Annotated in this window: 19 protein-coding genes; 9 read left to right on the top strand and 10 right to left on the bottom strand. The window is 71.0% G+C overall.

Going from position 1 to position 16,998, the window contains the following annotated elements:
* Positions 1-73 precede the first annotated feature (73 nt).
* The gene (locus AB0C20_RS09620; RefSeq protein ID WP_357187723.1) at positions 74-1,006 is read right to left on the bottom strand and encodes a LysR family transcriptional regulator; all 933 of its coding nucleotides are present in this window, start codon (positions 1,004-1,006) and stop codon (positions 74-76) included.
* Positions 1,007-1,134: 128 nt separating this feature from the next.
* Here AB0C20_RS09620 and AB0C20_RS09615 point away from each other — a divergent pair, with 128 nt between their 5' ends.
* Together AB0C20_RS09615 and AB0C20_RS09610 are read left to right on the top strand one after the other, a co-directional pair.
* The gene (locus AB0C20_RS09615; protein WP_357567709.1) at positions 1,135-2,388 is read left to right on the top strand and encodes an MFS transporter; all 1,254 of its coding nucleotides are present in this window, start codon (positions 1,135-1,137) and stop codon (positions 2,386-2,388) included.
* Positions 2,388-2,960, top strand: a complete 573-nt coding sequence (locus tag AB0C20_RS09610) for a GNAT family N-acetyltransferase (RefSeq protein WP_357567708.1) — start codon at positions 2,388-2,390, stop codon at positions 2,958-2,960. The genes AB0C20_RS09615 and AB0C20_RS09610 overlap by 1 nt, the downstream gene beginning before the upstream one ends.
* Positions 2,961-2,997: 37 nt before the next feature.
* Here AB0C20_RS09610 and AB0C20_RS09605 read toward each other — a convergent pair whose 3' ends face one another.
* A complete protein-coding gene (locus tag AB0C20_RS09605; RefSeq protein ID WP_357187718.1) occupies positions 2,998-3,738 on the bottom strand; it encodes an NAD(P)H-binding protein in 741 nt (246 codons plus the stop codon).
* Between the two features lie 127 nt (positions 3,739-3,865).
* Between AB0C20_RS09605 and AB0C20_RS09600 the strand changes: the two genes are divergently transcribed.
* A complete protein-coding gene (locus AB0C20_RS09600) occupies positions 3,866-4,345 on the top strand; it encodes an Rrf2 family transcriptional regulator (RefSeq protein ID WP_357567707.1) in 480 nt (159 codons plus the stop codon).
* A 29-nt stretch (positions 4,346-4,374) separates the two neighbouring features.
* Here the strand turns inward: AB0C20_RS09600 and AB0C20_RS09595 are convergent, their stop codons facing one another.
* Entirely contained in the window at positions 4,375-5,928 is a 1,554-nt protein-coding gene (locus AB0C20_RS09595) for a glycosyltransferase family 39 protein (RefSeq protein ID WP_357187714.1), read from the bottom strand.
* A gap of 123 nt (positions 5,929-6,051) precedes the next feature.
* Here AB0C20_RS09595 and AB0C20_RS09590 point away from each other — a divergent pair, with 123 nt between their 5' ends.
* Genes AB0C20_RS09590 through AB0C20_RS09580 form a run of 3 tightly spaced genes read left to right on the top strand, consistent with a single transcriptional unit; the run spans position 6,052 to position 8,198 of the window.
* Entirely contained in the window at positions 6,052-7,083 is a 1,032-nt protein-coding gene (locus AB0C20_RS09590; protein WP_357187712.1) for an aldo/keto reductase, read from the top strand.
* Positions 7,080-7,586 (top strand): DUF664 domain-containing protein, encoded by a 507-nt coding sequence (locus AB0C20_RS09585; RefSeq protein ID WP_357187710.1) that lies wholly within the window; start codon positions 7,080-7,082, stop codon positions 7,584-7,586. The genes AB0C20_RS09590 and AB0C20_RS09585 overlap by 4 nt, the downstream gene beginning before the upstream one ends.
* 24 nt (positions 7,587-7,610) lie before the next feature.
* The gene (locus AB0C20_RS09580) at positions 7,611-8,198 is read left to right on the top strand and encodes a GNAT family N-acetyltransferase (RefSeq protein ID WP_357187708.1); all 588 of its coding nucleotides are present in this window, start codon (positions 7,611-7,613) and stop codon (positions 8,196-8,198) included.
* Here the strand turns inward: AB0C20_RS09580 and AB0C20_RS09575 are convergent, their stop codons facing one another.
* The 7 genes from AB0C20_RS09575 to AB0C20_RS09545 all read right to left on the bottom strand — a co-directional run bounded on the left by AB0C20_RS09575 (position 8,199) and on the right by AB0C20_RS09545 (position 15,234).
* A complete protein-coding gene (locus AB0C20_RS09575) occupies positions 8,199-9,440 on the bottom strand; it encodes an MFS transporter (RefSeq protein WP_357187706.1) in 1,242 nt (413 codons plus the stop codon). It lies immediately after the preceding gene.
* Positions 9,441-9,616: 176 nt separating this feature from the next.
* Positions 9,617-10,720, bottom strand: coding sequence for a hypothetical protein (locus AB0C20_RS09570; protein WP_357187704.1), 1,104 nt, complete (start codon positions 10,718-10,720; stop codon positions 9,617-9,619).
* Positions 10,721-10,881: 161 nt separating this feature from the next.
* Entirely contained in the window at positions 10,882-11,403 is a 522-nt protein-coding gene (locus AB0C20_RS09565) for a SigE family RNA polymerase sigma factor (RefSeq protein WP_357187702.1), read from the bottom strand.
* A 122-nt stretch (positions 11,404-11,525) separates the two neighbouring features.
* Positions 11,526-12,419, bottom strand: a complete 894-nt coding sequence (locus tag AB0C20_RS09560) for a hypothetical protein (RefSeq protein ID WP_357567706.1) — start codon at positions 12,417-12,419, stop codon at positions 11,526-11,528.
* Positions 12,406-13,665: a hypothetical protein gene (locus AB0C20_RS09555; RefSeq protein ID WP_357187698.1), complete on the bottom strand. Its 1,260-nt coding sequence runs from the start codon at positions 13,663-13,665 to the stop codon at positions 12,406-12,408. The genes AB0C20_RS09560 and AB0C20_RS09555 overlap by 14 nt, the downstream gene beginning before the upstream one ends.
* 93 nt (positions 13,666-13,758) lie before the next feature.
* The gene (locus AB0C20_RS09550; RefSeq protein ID WP_357187696.1) at positions 13,759-13,914 is read right to left on the bottom strand and encodes a hypothetical protein; all 156 of its coding nucleotides are present in this window, start codon (positions 13,912-13,914) and stop codon (positions 13,759-13,761) included.
* Positions 13,915-14,001: 87 nt separating this feature from the next.
* Positions 14,002-15,234, bottom strand: coding sequence for an MFS transporter (locus AB0C20_RS09545; RefSeq protein ID WP_357567705.1), 1,233 nt, complete (start codon positions 15,232-15,234; stop codon positions 14,002-14,004).
* A gap of 68 nt (positions 15,235-15,302) precedes the next feature.
* Between AB0C20_RS09545 and AB0C20_RS09540 the strand changes: the two genes are divergently transcribed.
* From AB0C20_RS09540 to AB0C20_RS09530, 3 genes are all read left to right on the top strand, one after another.
* On the top strand, positions 15,303-15,818 hold the full coding sequence (locus tag AB0C20_RS09540; RefSeq protein ID WP_357187692.1) for a MarR family transcriptional regulator: 516 nt from the start codon (positions 15,303-15,305) through the stop codon (positions 15,816-15,818).
* A gap of 75 nt (positions 15,819-15,893) precedes the next feature.
* Positions 15,894-16,409, top strand: coding sequence for a DUF2087 domain-containing protein (locus AB0C20_RS09535; RefSeq protein WP_357567704.1), 516 nt, complete (start codon positions 15,894-15,896; stop codon positions 16,407-16,409).
* Positions 16,410-16,461: 52 nt separating this feature from the next.
* Entirely contained in the window at positions 16,462-16,938 is a 477-nt protein-coding gene (locus tag AB0C20_RS09530) for a MarR family winged helix-turn-helix transcriptional regulator (RefSeq protein ID WP_357187688.1), read from the top strand.
* Positions 16,939-16,998: the final 60 nt, after the last annotated feature.

The following is a 16,998-nucleotide window of genomic DNA, read 5'->3' as shown; positions in this document are numbered from 1 at the left end:
GTAGTGCGGGATGAACGCGTGTCAACACGCCGAGGCATCGCTGCGGTCAACGGACCGCCGTAGCGCGCGTCGATCACTGACCCCAGGGCGGTAGCCAGACCTCGATGTCGGGCGACTGCACTCGCCGGGAGGCGAGGTAGTCGCGCAGCGCCCGCAGCGCGGGATGGGGGTTGTCGTCGCGCCAGATGAGTGACATGGGGTAGACGGGCGCCGGGTCGCGCACCGGTACGCGCCGCAGGTCGTAGCTGTCCGGCCACAGGTACCGGGTGCGAACGCCGGCGAGTGTGGCCAGCTCCGCTGAGTCGGCGATCTCGGCCAGCAGCGCCTCGTTGCCAAAGACCGGCCCGACCAGGTCGATGGTGAGGCCGAACGCGGCGGCGAGCTCGTCGTAGTAGTCGGCCCATTCGGTGCCGGGGGCCATGCCAGGCATCCAGATGCGGTGCTCGGCGAGCTGCGCGGGCGTGACGGTGCGGGCGTTGGCGAGCGCGTGGCGGGGGCCGACGAGCAGTTCGTGGTGCTCGTCGATCACGCGGGTGGTCCTGATCGCGGCGGGCAGGTGACGCGCGGCGACGGTGACGGCGTGGAAGGTGGCGTCGATCGTCCCCACCTCGACGGCCGCCATCGCGGCGTGTACGTCGGCGTCGAGGGTGACGACGTCCAACTCGATGTGGGGATGCGCGCGGTGGAAGTCCTGCAACAGCACCGCTGGTGCGATCCGTCGGCTGTGCACGTCGACGCGCAGCGCCCGTCGGCCGGGGCGTACGGAGGCGTCGGCGCGCGCCTCGGCCCGGAGCAGTTCACGGGCGTGCGGCAGGAAGGTCTGACCGTCGACGGTGAGGTGGGTGCCGCGCGCCGTGCGGGTGAACAGTCGTACCCCGAGGTCCTTTTCCAGTGCGGCGATGCGCTTGGAGACGGCCTGCTGGGTGATCGACAGCGCCGCGGCGGCGTCCTGGAACTGGCCGGCGTCGACGGCGGCGACGAAGGTGCGGACGGCGTCGAGATTCACCCGGCAAACCCTACTGACACAACCTCGGGTTGTGGCGCGCCGCTCATGCGGTTGTTTGATCCCTCGTCACTGGGCTTGCTTTGATCGCGGCGGTCAACGACGGGTTGTCGGGAGCGGGAGGTGCGGGCTTGTCCACGAGGAGGGCCATGGGGCGGCGGTTCGGCTGGTTGTGGGCGTCGTACGCGGTCAGCGCCTACGGCTCGGGGCTGGGTTTCGGGGCGTTGCCGCTGATCGCCGTGCTGGTGTTGCAGGCCAGCCCCGCCCAGGTGTCCGTGTTGGCCGCGCTGGGGCCGGCCGTGGGCGCGCTGATCGCGTTGCCACTCGGGCCGTGGGTGGAGTTCCACCGCAAGCGGCGGGTGATGATCGCGATGGATCTGGCCCGGTTCGCGGTCCTGCTGACGATCCCCGTCGCGTACGCGCTGGGCCGGCTCAGTTTCGGGCAACTGCTGGTCGTCTCGGCAGTGCTCGCCACCGCCAAGATCGCCTTCAACGCGGCCAGCGGCGCCTTCCTCAAGGCCCTCGTGCGGCCGGACGACCTGCTGGTGGCGAACGCGCGGTTCGAGTCGACGACCTGGAGCTCAATCGCGCTCGGGCCGCCGCTGGGCGGTGCCGCGGTGGGACTGTTCGGGCCGGTCGTCACCGTCGTGGCCGACGCGCTGAGCTACCTACTCTCGGCGCTGGGCCTCACCGCCATTCGCGGCACCGAAGAACGCCCCCGTCGCACCGGCGCGGGCCTGGTCCGGGCCGGTGAGCTGCTCGACGGCTGGCGGCACCTGCTGACCCACCCCGGTCTGCGGGCGCTCTACCTCAACCAGTTGCTCATCGCTGGGCTGATCATGGCCACCGAGCCGCTGCTGGCCGTGCTCCTGCTCGGCGAGCTGGGCTTTCCGCCCTGGCAATACGGCCTCGCCTTCGCCGTGCCCTGCGTCGGCGGACTCATCGGGTCACGCCTGGCCCGTCGGGTGGTGGCCCGCCACGGCCAACACCGGATCATCCGCACCGTGGGCACGCTGCGCGCGATCTGGCTGATCGGCCTCGCGTTCGTCCAACCCGGCGTGGTCGGTCTTGCCACGGTGATCGTCGTCGAGTTCGCGATCATCATCAGCATGAGCCTGTACAACCCGGTGCTCGCCACCTACCGCCTTCAGCAGACTCCGAAGGATCGCATCGTCCGTACCCTCTCTGCCTGGTCGATCGGCAGCAGCGCGACGATCGCCATCCTCAGCGCGCTCGGTGGGCTGCTCGCGCAGGCCACCAGCCCGCGTACGGCGATCACGGTCGCCGGGCTGGTGATCTTCGCGAGCCCGCTGCTGCTGCCCCGGCGCCCGGACGCCGATCGGGCGGCACCGGAGCGCTCCGCATGTGTCTCTACGATCGCGTGATGTTCCAGCCGACCTACCCGATCCGCACCGCACGGCTCACCCTGCGTCCGCTCACGATCGACGACCTCGACGACGTGTACGCGTTTCAGCGCCGACCCGACGTCGTCCGGTGGATGCTCGGCGCGGAGCCGCGTACCCGTGAGCAGTCGCGGGTTTCGGTGCTCGCCATGGCGGGCGAGGACGCGTGGCGCGCGGAGGGTGACTGCCTGACGGTGGCTGTGGTCACCGACGCCGGGGTGATCGGGATCGTGGAGTTGGTGTGGCGCAGCCGGCTGGAGCGTACCGCCGAACTCGGCTTTGTCTTCCACCCCGACCACGGCGGTCGCGGGTTGGCCACGGAGGCCGCCACGGCGATGCTGGCCTGGGGGTTTGCCGAGTTCGGGTTGCACCGGGTCTACGGGCGGTGCCACGCTCGCAACACCGCGTCTGCCCGGCTCATGGCGCGGCTCGGCATGCGGCAGGAGGCACGGCATGTCGAGAGTTACCTGTTCCGGGGGGAGTGGGCCGACCAGCTCGTCTTCGCGATCCTGGAGCGCGAGTGGCGGGCCGGGACCCGCACGCCGCCGTCGTGATCGTCCGCCACGGCGACGTGCGGATCAGGTGGACACCTCAGGCCTGGCGGCCGAGCCACTCCCGATAGGCGGTGGGCGCGATGACGGCGTCGTCGCCTGCGATGAGGACATCGCCGGACATGGCGGCGAACATGCCGGCGCCGTTGTCGGTGGTGACGGTGCGCTGGTCACCGCGGGCGGCGAGCGTGATCCGCCCCAGCTCGTCGAGGGCGAAGACGTCGGGCCCGGCGACGTTGCGGATGCCCTGCAACGGCGCGCCCATGCTGACCTCGGCGACGGCCTGCGCCACGTCGGCGGCGGCCATCGGCTGCACCGGCGTGCTGGGCAGGCGGACCGTGGTGTCGTCGGCCGTCCAGGACAGGATCGACTCGACGAACTCGAAGAACTGGGTGGCCCGGACGATCGAGTACGGAATGGGACCGGCCGTGAGGATCTCCTCCTGGAGGGTCTTGGCGCGGTAGTAGTCCAGGTCGGGCACCTTGTCGACGCCGACGATGGAGAGGATCACCGCGTGGCGGACGCCCGCGCGAGCGGCTGCGGCCAGCAGGTTGTCCATGGTCGTCTGGAAGAAGGCGGGCGAGGCCTCGTCGAAGGTCGGCGAGTTCGTCAGGTTGACGACGACCTCGGCACCGGCGAGCCCGTCGGACAGGCCCTGCCCGGTGAGCAGGTCCACCCCGGTCGACGGCGACAGCGGCACCGCCTCGTGCCCCGCGGCCTGCAGGATCTTGACGACCTGCGACCCGATGAGGCCGGTCCCGCCCAGTACGGCGATCTTCATGCCATGCACCTTCCCGTGACTGTGTGGCCCGACTGGCTGAGGTTCAGCCGTTACTCGGACCTTCCTTGTCCGAGTAACTATACTCGGACACAATGAGTCCGAGTAACGGGGTGGCTAGGGTGATGTCATGAAGATGTCCGGCGGGGTCGAGTGGGCGCTGCACTGCTGCGTGGTGCTCACCGTCAGCCACACGCCCGTTCCGGCGGCCAAGCTGGCGGAGCTGCACGACGTCTCCAGCAGCTACCTCGCCAAACAGCTCCAGGCGCTCGCCCGCGCCGGCCTGATCCACTCCGTGCAGGGCAAGTCGGGCGGCTACGTGCTGACCCGCGCACCCGAGAGCATCACCCTGCTCGACGTGGTCCGGGCCGTCGACGGGCCCGGCCCGACCTTCGTCTGCACCGAGATCCGCCAGCGCGGCCCGTTCGCGACCCCGGCCGACGCCTGCACCACGCCGTGTCCGGTGTCGCGCGCCATGTGGGCGGCCGAGGACGCGTGGCACCAGGCGCTCGCCGCGGTCACCATCGCCGATCTCGCCCGCGACGTCGACGCCACCTCGGGCCCGGAGGCCCTGGTCGGCATCCAGGCCTGGCTGACCGGCGGAGCCTGACCCAACCCGCCAGCGCCGGGTGAACACTGTCAGCCGGTGTGGCGTACCTCGATGTCCCAGATCTGCGCCCACGGACGCCGCAGCCCCCGGCACACGTGGATCGGGCCGCCGTTCTCCTCGTTGTCCACCTCGACGCGCTGGTCCACCCGCCCGGCGAGGGTGCACTGCTCGAACCAGGTGGTGAGCTGGTCGGGGCGCTCCCAGCCGACGGCGATGACCACGTCCGCGTCCGCGGGCGGCCGACCGAAGTCGACCATGCTGTTGTGCCCCGAGTACGCCCGGGGCAGACCACGGGCCGGCCCGTAGCGGGCCACGGCACCGGCCTCGCCGTAGTTGCCGGTGAGGACGACCGCCCGCGAACGCTCCTGCGGCGGCAGCCCACGGTGGACGGCCGCGAGAGAGTCGGCGAACTCCGGCCAACCGATCGTCTCGCCTGCGTCGTAGTTGACGTCGACCACGAAACCGGGCAACCGGTCGGCCGGCAGCACCGGCAGCAGCAGCACGACGTTGGGCAGCAGGAACGGCACCACGCCCAGCGTGAGCAGCCCCCGACGCCACCAGAGCGACCCGCGCGAGGCCCATGCCACGGTGACCAGCGCCCCGGCGGCGGTGAGGACCAGCAACAGTGGCGCGTCGTAGTAACCCTTGCCGCCGGCGATCAGCACGACGCCGACGACGACCACCCAGGCCCAGCCCACCGCCCGGTAGGCCCGCCACGCCGGTCGGCGTAGCAGCGCGACGAGGCCGGCGATCCAGATCGGTACGGCGTACGGGCTGATGATGACGAAGTGGAGGGTGAATGCCTCCAGGCGGCCACTGTAGGAGCTGTCACCGTCGGAGATGGAGGCCGCCACGCCGAGCTGCGGGAAGCCGTTGGCCGCCTGCCAGATCAGATTCGGCGCGGCCAGCAGCACGGTGATCCCGGCGGCGGCGAGCACCCACCGGTCGCGCAGCAGCCGACGCGGCCCGGCGATGAGCACCCCGGCGACCAGGCCGACGGCCAGCAGCGCGGGCAGCAGCTTGCTGAGCATTCCCACACCGAGCGCCAGCCCGATGCCCAGCGCCCAGTGGCTGTCACCGGTGCGCAGCAACCGCACCGCACACCACGCCGCGACCAACCAGACCAGCAGGTCGACGGTGGTGGTGCTGAGCAGGTGACCACTGGCGAGCACGATGCCGGAGAGCGCGGCGAGCACCGCCGCGAAGAGCTGCCCGCCCCGGCCGGCGCCCAGTTCCCGAGCGATGGCGGCGACCAGCAGCACCGCACCGCCGGCCAGCACCGCCGACGGGGTACGCAGCACCACCAGGTTGCCCGGGGCGATCGTGTCGAGCAGCCGGGCCAGCACCGGGACCAGGGGCCCCTGATCGACGTAGCCCCAGTCGAGGTGCCGACCGGCGAGCAGGAAGTACAGCTCGTCGCGGTGATAGCCGTAGCGGCCTGCGAGAAGCAGGAGCGTCACTGTGGTCGCAGCGGCCACCAACCACGGGCCACGGGTACGAATGCCGGGCTCCGGCGGCCGCCCCGACGGCGGCGACTGGGTCGGCCGCTGAGGTCGGTCGATCTCGATCGCGGGCTCGCTCACCCGCTCATGATGACCGGCGACGTCGCCGCGTGGGTGCCCCTACCGGCGTTCGGCACTGTCCCGAATGCGGGTGGCCGAGGCGGGTGCGAAGATCAGCTTTGTCACTTGGACCGAAAGGACGATATGCGCTATCGCACTCTGGGCAGCACCGGCACCGTGGTGTCGACCCTGTGTCTGGGCACGATGACCTTCGGCGCGGAGACCGACGAGGCCGGCAGCTTCGCCCAACTGGACCGCTTCGTCGAGGCCGGCGGCACCTTCATCGACACCGCTGACGTCTACTCCACCGGCGTCTCCGAGGACATCATCGGACGCTGGCTGCGCAGCCGACCCGACCTACGCGACAGCCTGGTGATCGCCACCAAGGGGCGGTTCCCGATGGGCCCGGGAACCAACGACGCCGGCCTGTCCCGGGTGCATCTCACCCGCGCCCTGGACGCCAGCCTGCGCCGACTCGGCGTCGAGGCCGTCGACCTGTACCAGGCGCACGCCTGGGATCCGCTGACCCCGCTGCCGGAGACGCTGCGGTTCTTCGACGACGCGATCAGCGCCGGCAAGATCCGCTACGCGGGGGTCAGCAACTTCACCGGCTGGCAGTTGCAGAAGGCCGCCCTGCTCACCCAGCACCTCAACCTCACCCCGATCGTGACCCTGCAACCGCAGTACAACCTGCTGGCCCGGGAGATCGAGTTCGAGTTGGTGCCGGTCTGCGAGAACGAGGGCATCGGCATCCTGCCGTGGTCACCGTTGGGCGGCGGGTGGCTGACCGGCAAGTACCAGCGTGACAGCACGCCCACCGGGGCGACGCGGCTCGGCGAGAACCCGCAGCGTGGTGTCGAGGCGTACGCGGGCCGCAACGCTGAGGAGCGCACCTGGCGGGTGCTCGACGCGGTCCGCCAGATCGCCGCCGACCGCGACGTGTCCATGTCGGCGGTGTCCCTGGCCTGGCTGGCGGCCCGACCGGCGGTCACCTCGGTGATCCTCGGCGCGCGGACCACCGAGCAGCTCGACGACAACCTGACCGCCGCCGACCTGGTCCTCGACGCCGAGCAGATGCGGCTGCTGGACGAGGCGAGCGCCCCGCTGGTGGGCGACTACCCGTACGGCGCGGCCGGCGTGCGCCAGCGTGCACGTGACCTGCCGGCCGGATCATGACGTCGTTTCCCGAGCCCACCGACCCTGCCGGCAGCCGCACCGAGGTCTTCCTGCGCTACCTGGACTACTTCCGTGAGTCCGTGGTGGCCAAGGTATCGGCGCTGGCCGAGCCGGAGCTTCGGCACAGCCGGCTGCCGTCCGGATGGACCCCACTGGAGCTGCTCACCCACCTGCGCCACGTCGAGCTGCGCTGGATCGAGTGGGGTTTCCAGGGCCGGGACGTCGCCGAGCCGTGGGGCGACCGCCGCGACGACCGCTGGTACGTGGCTCCCGACGAGACCCGCGCGGATCTGGTGGCGGCGCTGCGGGCGCAGGGCGAGCACACCACGGCCGTGGTGACGGCGCACGACCTGGCCGAGGTCGGCGCGCCGGGCCCGCGCTGGAGAGGCGCGGACCCGGCGTCGCTGGAGCGGGTGCTGTTCCACCTGGTGCAGGAGTACGCCCGCCACCTGGGCCATCTCGACGTGGTCGCCGAACTCGCGGGCGGCCCGGCCGGGAAGTGAGGCCGTCGGCTCGATAATGGGCTGATGCCGCTGCTCGTCGCACCAGCCCTGCCCGCCGGGAGCCTCGCCGCCCAGGAGCAACCCCACCTTCCGGTACGTCCCGGGCTGGCCCTGCGGCCGTGGCGCGACGACGACGCCCCGGCCGTCCGGGTGGCCTTCGACTGTCCGCAGATCCAGCGGTGGCACGTCCGGCGCATCGACGGCGACGACGAGGCGCGGTCGTGGACGGCCCAGTGGGCCGGTCGTTGGCGTGACGAGACGGCCGCCAGTTGGGCGATCGTCGACGCCGACGACCGACCTCTGGGTCAGGTGGGGTTGCGGGGCGTGCTGCTGGTTGAGGCGTCGGCGCAGCTGTCGTACTGGTTGTTGCCCGCCGTGCGTGGTCGGGGCGTCGCCACCGAGGCGCTGCTCGCCCTGACCCGGTGGAGTTTCACGCGGGCCGGTCTGCACCGGCTGGCCCTGGAGCACTCGACGGTCAACGCGGCGTCGTGCCGGGTGGCCACGCGGGCCGGCTTCACCGAGGAGGGTATGGCCCGGGGGTCGGTTCGCCACGCCGACGGCTGGCACGACATGCATCTGCACGCACGGCTGCGCACCGACGGCCCGATCTGATCAGATGGTCGGCGCGGGTGGCGTCGGCGTCGCGCCGTCCTCGTCGGCCCGTCGCATCGCCCGCGGCAGTCGCAGCGCGACGACTCCGGTGGCCACCAGCCCGCCGACGCCCGCGACTATCAGGGTCACCGGGGCGGACGTGGCGTCCAGCAGGACACCACCCGCGAGGTAGGACGTCGCGGCGGCGACCCCGATCGCACCGTACAGATTGCCGAAGACCCTGCCGAGCATGCCCGCTGGCACCGTACGTTGCAGCAGCGTGCTGGAGGCGACGTCCATGGCCGCCAACCCGAACCCACGGACGGCCTGCAGGGCGATCGCGGCGGCGACGGCCCAGGCCAGCCCGGTCAGCAGGTTGCCGACACTACTGACGGCGAAGCCCGCGATCAGCAGCAACGGCATCGACGCCCGGGTGCCCCATCTGGACAACATGGCGTATCCGGCCACCAGTCCGACACCGACCGCGCCCAGCAGCAGCCCGACAGCTGATTCACCGACGTGGAAGGTCTTCTGGGCCAGCAGCACCAGGGCCACGTCGTCGACCCCGTTGAAGGCGACCACAGCGGTGAAGCCAAGGAAGATCACCCGTACCGTCGGAACACTCAACAGATAGCCGATGCCCGCTCTGGCCTGTCGCAGCAGGGACGGCTGGTGCCCGTCGCCGGTCGCCGGCGGAAGTGAGGGGAGCGTCGCGAGCAGTACGGCCGAGACCAGGAACGACACGGCGTCGACGAGCAGCACACCACGCAGTCCGACCAGCGGGAACAGGGCCGCTGCGAGTAGGGGGCCGACCGCCTCCGCCGCGTTGGAGCCGAACCCGAGGGTGGAGTTGGCGGTCTCCAGGTCACTGTCACCGACCAGTGCGGGCACCGCCGCCCGAGACGCTGGTTGGAAGAGCTGCGAGGCGGTGGCGCGAATCGCGACGAGAGCCAGCAGCATCGGCAGCGAGGGCATTGTCAGCACGATGACCAGCAGGACCACAGCTTGGATGAGTTCGCAGACGACCATCAATCGTCGGAGATTGAGCCGATCGGCGAGGGCGCCGGTGAAGGGGCCCAGCAGGGATGGCGCGAAGTCTCCGACAAGGAGCAGAAGCGCGACTGCCAGCCCCTTACCCGTCGTCTCGGCGACGTGGAAGATCAGCGCGACAAGGCTGAGTGAATCGCCCGCGTACGAGACGAGCCGTGCCGAGAAGAGCGTTCGGAATGGCCTGTTGCGGCGAAGCAGCTGGGTGGGACGCAACGGCGCAGCGTCTGCCGTGGCGGACGCTGCGCCGGACATCTCGAACTTCCCCTGTCGCCGAGGGTTGCGGTGAGGCGTGGTGCTGCCGATACCCGGGACTGGTGAACCAGCCTGTGGGTGAAGGTAGCCATCACAGCGCCGGTGAGCGCGGTATTTACCGTTGCCGGGGAGCTGATTCAGGAACCGACCGGGACGTCGGTGGTGGTCCCGTTGGCGTCGGTGACCCTGACCTCGGTCGCATTCGCGGGCAGGAGTGCCGCGGTGCGGCCGGCGTCCTGCCACTGGCCGTCGCCGGCTCGGTAGCTCAGCGCCGCCCCTTCGGCGGCGACGAGAACGCCCTGGTCGTCGGGCAGTCGTAGCCGCACAGGTAGGGGCGCCGACCAGTCCGCTGTCGTGCTGGCCACCGCTTCGAATGGAAGATATTTTCCGGCGAGCAGCGCGATGACGTGGGACGGGCCGTCGTCGTACTGGACGGTTTCCACGAGGAGCCGCCGGCCGTCGGGGGTTGCCCCGTAGACCCACAGGAGGGGAGAGCCGTTGTGCGTGTGCGCTCCGGCAGTGTCGAGGTATTCGGCGAGGGCTTCGGTCGGCGCGTTCACCTCTTTGACAGCCGGGTCCATCCCCCAGACCTGTTCCGCGCCGGGCAACGTGTGGCGAATCAACGGCGGCGCCGGCCGATCCTTGTTGCCGGGGAACAAGACCTCGCTCGTGCCCTCGATAGGCATCGCGTTGCGCCGTTCAACAGGAGTCCGGGAGAGCGCGACGGTGAGCTTCGTGCGCTGTGGCGGCACCGACAACACCGCCGCACCGTCTTGGAACGCCACCGGCTCGAAGGTCCGCTCGATCTTGCCATCGGGCGCATACCGCAGTTGCGCAGAGAACTCCACCGGTTGCCCGAAGTCGAGCACGAGCAGCACGTCGCGCTGCGGTCCGAGCAGTATCGCCTGCTCGAGGCCGTCCGTTCCGGTGTCGGTGGCCTGCGTCAGGGTGCCGACGCGCGGCCCGTCGGCGGTGGGTTTGACGAACCCCATCGTCATGCCGTGCGCGCTACGTTGGGCGACGTAGGCGGCCGAACCAGCGGGCGTTCGTCCTGCCCACACGACGTTCGGTTCGCCGCGCGGCCGATCATCGGCCTGCTCGGTGCCGCGCTGCCACGCCTCGCGGACCTGCCGCAGGTACCCTTCGTCGGCGGCCAGATCGCCGCGAGTGGGCTCGTCCAACAGCGGCGAAGCGACTTGTGGATCGCCGGCGTTGCCGGGCAGGTCGAGGACGCCGGCCACGGGAACGGCCACCACGGCCGCGCAGACCGCCGCCAACACGGCTCGCCGGCGCACCACCCGCCGCCGCCCGCCCCGACGCACCTCAGCGAGCAGGTCCGGCGGGCTGACCAGGTCATTCGTCGCGCGATGCAGGATGCCGCGTACGTCACTGTCGTTCATGGTCATCGCGAGCTCCCGGTTCCAGTGATGGGCATGACGAGGTTCGATCCGGCCAGCGCCTCTCGCAGCCGAGCGACCCCACGGGAGGCGTGACTCTTCACCGCGCCCTCGGAGCAGCCCATCGCCGCCGCGACGTCGACGACCGGCAGGTCTTCGAGGTAACGGAGCACGACAGCGGCCCGCTGCCGAGGTGGCAACGCCCGCAGCGCCCCGACGACCAGCTCGCGAACCGCCACCACTTCGGCGTGGTCCCGGGCAACCCCGTCGTGGTCGCCCAGCGACTGTTCCGGACGGCGGGCACGCCGCCGCCACCGGTTGATCGACCGATTGACCAGGGCACGTCGCGCGTACGCCTCCGGGCTGCTCTGCACCCGACGCCAGCGCACGTACATCTGCTCCAGCACCTCCTGAAGCAGGTCCTCCGCCGCGTGCCGGTCCCCGGTCAGCAGGAAGGCAACCCGCAACAGCACCCCCGACCGTGAGCGGACGAAGTCGTCGAACTCCGCCCCACGCAAATTTCTCATCTGACCTCCCGGCCTCGTCAACCAGCAAGACACCAGGTGGGGTCGCGGGGTTTACCGGTCCGGCAACTTCGCGCGGGTCGGACCCGGTGATCCGGGTGGCGCGGGTGGTGGACGGCCAGCGGTCAGTAGGGGCAGGACCGCCCGTCGCGCACCATCTGCGCGTACTCGGCGCCGGTGATGCGCAGCCGATCGGTCTTGGTGCCGTCCTTGGCCCGACAACCGTCGAACGGACTGAGGTAGATCCAGGCGTAGGCCGAGTCGTCAGCGCGTCCGGTCACCTCGAACGGCTTGTCGCCGGGTGCCGAGATCACCATTGTCTGGCGTCGTCCGTCGGCGAGGTAGTCCAACTCCAGTCGCCATCGGCAGTGCTGCTTCGCGCTGAGCGCTCGTACCTGGATGACGTTCTTCTCACCCTTGGGCAGGGTGATCTTGTGGGTGGAGAAGAACGGGGCGCCGGCATCCTCGCCGTCCGGGTCGTCGACGAGCATGCGGGGATTCGGTCGATCCACGTGCGTCACGAGGACGATCTTCTGGGAGTCGCCCTGGGATTCGTTGGGTTCCTGAATCCCGGTGAGTGGGGGGCGGCAGGGCTCGACGAGGACGGGCCGGAGGTCGACGGCCTCGGCGGCCTCGTCCCGGGTGCCGACGAGGGTGATCTCCCAGGTGCTCCGTTCGATGTCGACAGCGCCGGCCTCGATGGTCGGGTCGTCCGGCCGTTTGGCGTCCAGGCGAGTCAGGTCGGAGCTGGCGGGGTAGACGTAGTCGAGCGCACCCTCCTGCGGGTACGGAACGTGCTTCAGGTCCAGGACGACGACAGGCCCCCGCCCGGCCAACTGCTCGGCCAGCTCGTTCGCGGGCTTCCACTGGTTGATCGCGCCGAGAACGACGGCGCCGAGCCAGGCGGCGACGGCACCGACCACGATCGTCAGCAGCCAGGTGACGGGACGTTTCCACCAGGCGACAGGTGCCGGCACCGGGGCCTTGCGGCGACGCGGACGCTTGTTACGTGGACTCATGGACCGGAGTCTCCTGCGTGTCAGTGGACGTGTCCGTGGACGTGTCGGTGTCGAAGAGCCGACGGGCCAGCAGCACGGGCAGCGCGACGAGCCAACCCCAGGCCGCGCCGAACCGCAGCGAGGAGGTCAATTGCGCGCCCAGGGACTCCCACGGGGCGCAACCGGTGGGGGAGTCCGAGATGGCGCAGCCGACGAGGACATCGGACGTCGCGGTCAGCGCGGACGCCGCGATCGTGGCACCCCAACAGACGACGACGAGCCCGAGGCGGTGCCCGGAGTTTGGCAGGCCGGGGAGCAGCGCCCAGAGCAGGAGCCACAGCACCAACAACAGGGCGAGGGCGAGCACCGACCTGTACACCCACACGTCCATCGACAGGGGATTCGGATCGACCTCGTGGGTCAGCCGGTATTCCACGTCATCGGGTGCGCGTGGCGGCGGGGACAGGGCGGGGCGGGACAAAAACACCCTGAGCAGCGCCAGGAAACCCCTCCCCGAATAGCTGTCCCACACCGCCTGGGTGCCGTTGACCAGCATGAGGACCAGCACCGGAAGGACGCCGGCCAGGGCAAGGTTCGCGCTGCGCCCCCGTACGTCGCCGATCAGCGGAACGCGGGGCGCGGCATCGACAACCGCGACCTGGGTCTCGTCGTCGCCCTCGTCAGCGCCTTTGTCTCTGCTGAGCCGGTCCAGCAGCAGTATCGCCAGGCTGGTGCCACCGACCAGGGATGCGTTCGTGAACGCCAGCAGGCAGCCGAGAAAGAGGGCGTCGGACGTCCAGCCGGTCAGCGTCAGGTGCGCGCTGGCGAGGAGCGTGGAATGGTCCAGTGCCTCGTTGGCGTACCAGCCGGCGGGGGCGGTGTGGACACGGACCACGAGGGTGGCCCACCAGAGCAGGTCCCCGATCGCCGTAGCGGTGAGGGCGGCGGCCGCGCCGGTCATCGCCGCGACGAACGGGTGCGTCCGCTGGGTGACGAGGCCGCAGGCCAGGTACGTCGACACTGCTATCAGCAGGATCACGACCCAGCGGATCAGTGGCGTCACCGCGTCCATCATGGGAGCGGCCGTGGCGTCGAGAGGGGCGAAGAAGGCCATTCCCTTCCCGAGGAACGTCGGAAGGTCGACAGCGGTCCGGGCGACGGTGAACGGGCCCGTCATGGCGCGGGCCTTGGCGGCGACCACCACATACAGGGAGATGGGGCCCGCCGTCGAGAACACGGCGACGAAAATCCTGAATGGTCGGCTCATCTTGCCGACCTCATCCCGGTGCGGGTCGTCACGCCGTCAGTCTCCCGCATCGCGCTGACTCGTACAGACCCCGGGAGGTGGTTGACGACCGCCTCAGCGGGTCTCCGCCCAGCCGACAAAGCGCGGGGTCAGATCGGGCAGCGCGACGTCCGGGTTGAGCTTGGTGAAGTCGGCAGTGGCTTCCTCCTGGACCTTCGCCAGGTGGCGTGACTTCGTCGCGATGGCCCGCGACGCCGGCTGACAAACCACATCGGACGTTGGCTCCCGGCGCTGGCCGGGAGCCTTCGTCGTGGGTGGGCCCGGCCGTCGCTCACCGCGCATCGACGATCGATCTGATCATCGCACGGCGGCGGGGTCGGCCGGTTGCGGTTGCGGGGTCGCCGGCCAGGTGAGTCGGCGTACGCCGGGCACGAGGGCGGTGCCCGCGCAGGAGGCGAGGACCAGCAGGCCCGCGACGGCCAGCGGGACGGGTGCGCCGAACGCGTCGGCGGCCAACGGCGCCAGGGCGTAGCCCAGCGGCATGGCGCCCAGCGACACCAGCCAGTCGTACGAGGTGACGCGGGCCAGGACCTCCGGCGGGAAGTGGTGCTGCACGACGGTCTCCCACACCGGGTTGAGGTAGCCGAGGGCGGTCAGCGCCACCGCGTAGGCGACGATCACCGCGGGGGCCGGCGCGGTGACGGCGAGTAGGAACAGCGGCGCGGCGTAGCAGGCCAGCCCGAGGTTGGCCAGCAGCACCGGCCGGTGCAGCCGGACCCGCCCGGCCAGCAGCGATCCGCTGAGCATCCCGATCGCGCCGGCCTGCAACAGCAGCACCCAGGTCGTCTCGCCGCCCAGGCGGTCGATGGCGACTGCCGGTCCGAGGGTCATCAGCACGGCGGCAGCGCCGTTCCACACGCCGTGCCCGAGCAGGCTGGTCCAGAACCAGTCGCGGGCGCGTACCTCGCCGAAGCCGTGGCGCAGGTCGGCGAGGACGGAACGGCGGGGCACCGGCACGTGGCGGACCCGCACCAGCGCGAGTAGCGCGGCGCTGAGCGCGAACGACGCGCCGTCCAGGATGAACGCCCAGCCGGGTCCGGCTGCCCAGACCAGCGCACCGGCCAGGGCCGGTCCGGCGAGGCGGCTGGTGTTGGCGGTGATCCCCATGAGGGCGTTGGCACGCTGCCGGTCGGCCGGTTCGACGGTGCCGGCGACCAGCGGGGACGCTGTCGGAATGGCGAACGCCGAGGCGGTGCCGCCGAGCGCGGACGCCACCACCACTGTGGTCAGCGACGGCTCGCCGCCGAGCAGCTCCACGCCGACTGCGAGCTGCGTGGCGCAGCGGACCAGGTCGGCCAGGAGGGCGACCCGGCGGGCGTCGAACCGGTCGGCCACCACGCCGCCTAACGGCAGCAGGACCAGCCGGGGGACGACCGCCGCGGCGAGGACGACGGCCAGCGCGCCGGTGGAGCCGGTGGCCCGCAGCACGGCCAGCGCCAGCGCGGCGGGCACCACCGCGTCGCCGAGGGCGGAGATGGTGCGACCCAGGAACAGCAGCCGGAAGGAGTGGTTGCGCAGTGGGTGAGCCATGCCCACAACATACTTCGACGTCGAATATTTCGGCAACGAATACTTCGGTGCTGAGGTAAGCTGACGCGGTGACCACGACTCCGGACGCCGTCGACCGGCACATCGAACGCTGGCTGCCAGTGGTGCCCGACCTCGACGCGGACGTCGAGGGGGCGGTGACCAGGATGATCCGACTGACCCGGCATCTGCGGGCCGTCAAGGAGCGGGTCCTGGTCGACCTCGACCTGCCGGCCCACGAGTACGACACCCTGCACGCCCTGGCCGGCCGCGGTGGCCGGGCCGCACCCTCGGACCTCGCTGCGGACCTCACGATGGCCCCCGCCTCGATCACCGCGCGGGTGGACGCGCTGCTGCGGCGGGGCTTCGTGCAACGGATTCCGTCGACAGTCGACCGTCGCCGCGTCGACGTGGAGCTCACCGAGGCGGGTAAGGCCGCGTGGCGCGGGGCGATGGAGGTCCAGGGTGCCGAGGAGCATCGCCTGCTCGGCGCGCTCACCGCGACCGAGCGGCGACACCTCTCCGACCTGCTGCGCCGGGTGCTGCTCGTCGCCGAACAGCCACCGAGCACGCCGCAGACCGACTGAACGGACCGCCTATCGACTGAGCGGGGCCGAAAATCGCCTGGCGGTCCGCGTACCGCTGATGCGAGGGTGACCGGCGTGACTGCGCATGTGCTGGCCGGGGCCCTGGCCGACGACGGACGGCGACGAATCTTCGCGGCGATCGTGCTGGGTGCGACAAGCGCGACCGAGGTCGCCGAGCGGACCGGCCTCCCGGCGCGGGTGGTGCTCACCGGGGTCCGCCGGCTCAGCGACGCGGGCCTCGTCACCGGCGCGGACGGAGCGCTCGCGCCCGACGAGGCGTCGCTGCGGGCCAGCGCGCGTGACAGTCGTCCGGCCGACGACGCCGAACCCGGCGTCGCCCCGGTGCTGCGGACCTTCCTGCGGGCGGGCGTCCTGGTGGGTCTGCCGGCGCAGCGGGGTCGACGGCGGGTAGTGCTCGCGCACATCGCCGAGCAGTCGTTCGAGCCGGGCACCCGCTATCCCGAGCGGGCCGTCGACGACGCGCTCAAGCCGTGGTGCGCCGCAGGAGGGTCGGATCACGCGACGCTGCGCCGGTATCTGATCGACGAGCAGTTGCTCATCCGCGAGCACGGCATCTACCAGCGGCTCTGACCGTCCGCCGCGCGAACGGTCTGGTTGCGGAGGATCTTGCTAGCCTCGGCGCATGACCTCCTGCACGCCCTCCGATGGCCCGCCGGACCTGTTGTTCCTGCTCTCCTGGGCGAGTCACGCGTTGCAGACCGAGCACGCCGCCGGGCTGGCCGAGCTTGGCATCTCGCCGCGGGCGCACTACGTGCTGGCGCAGGCCCACACCGGTGAGCTGACCCAGCGGGAGATCGGCGAGCGGTGCGGTGTGGACAAGACCACGATGGTCGTGACGCTCGACCAGTTGGAGCGGGCCGGGCTGGCCGAGCGCCGTCCGGTGCCAACGGACCGACGGGCCCGGATGGTGGCTGTGACACCGGCGGGGGAGCAGGTGCTGCTGCAGGCGCAACAGGTGGTCCGGCGCATCCAGGACGACCTGCTGGCAACCCTGCCCGAGCAGGACCGGGAGGTGTTCCTGCGGGCTCTCCTGGGGCTGGTGAGCGGACCACTGGCCAACACCTCCCCGTACGCGCCGGGAGCCCGCTCCGGCTGTTAGTTCCGAGAAAGATAGTTCCGAACAAGACTATCTGTTACGGTCGTACTCGTTCGTGTCCCC

It is taken from the genome of Micromonospora sp. NPDC048843, from assembly GCF_040649965.1.
In the GTDB taxonomy this organism is placed as follows: domain Bacteria; phylum Actinomycetota; class Actinomycetes; order Mycobacteriales; family Micromonosporaceae; genus Micromonospora; species Micromonospora hortensis.
Note: the sequence above shows the minus strand (reverse complement) of the source record. Positions and strands in the feature narration are given on the sequence as shown.

Coding starts and splice junctions, on each gene's coding strand:
- AB0C20_RS09610 (WP_357567708.1), top strand. CDS start 2,388: ATGTTCCAGCCGACCTACCCGATCCGCACCGCACGGCTCACCCTGCGT.
- AB0C20_RS09605 (WP_357187718.1), bottom strand. CDS start 3,738: ATGAAGATCGCCGTACTGGGCGGGACCGGCCTCATCGGGTCGCAGGTC.
- AB0C20_RS09600 (WP_357567707.1), top strand. CDS start 3,866: ATGAAGATGTCCGGCGGGGTCGAGTGGGCGCTGCACTGCTGCGTGGTG.
- AB0C20_RS09590 (WP_357187712.1), top strand. CDS start 6,052: ATGCGCTATCGCACTCTGGGCAGCACCGGCACCGTGGTGTCGACCCTG.
- AB0C20_RS09585 (WP_357187710.1), top strand. CDS start 7,080: ATGACGTCGTTTCCCGAGCCCACCGACCCTGCCGGCAGCCGCACCGAG.
- AB0C20_RS09580 (WP_357187708.1), top strand. CDS start 7,611: ATGCCGCTGCTCGTCGCACCAGCCCTGCCCGCCGGGAGCCTCGCCGCC.
- AB0C20_RS09565 (WP_357187702.1), bottom strand. CDS start 11,403: ATGAGAAATTTGCGTGGGGCGGAGTTCGACGACTTCGTCCGCTCACGG.
- AB0C20_RS09560 (WP_357567706.1), bottom strand. CDS start 12,419: ATGAGTCCACGTAACAAGCGTCCGCGTCGCCGCAAGGCCCCGGTGCCG.
- AB0C20_RS09555 (WP_357187698.1), bottom strand. CDS start 13,665: ATGAGCCGACCATTCAGGATTTTCGTCGCCGTGTTCTCGACGGCGGGC.
- AB0C20_RS09545 (WP_357567705.1), bottom strand. CDS start 15,234: ATGGCTCACCCACTGCGCAACCACTCCTTCCGGCTGCTGTTCCTGGGT.
- AB0C20_RS09530 (WP_357187688.1), top strand. CDS start 16,462: ATGACCTCCTGCACGCCCTCCGATGGCCCGCCGGACCTGTTGTTCCTG.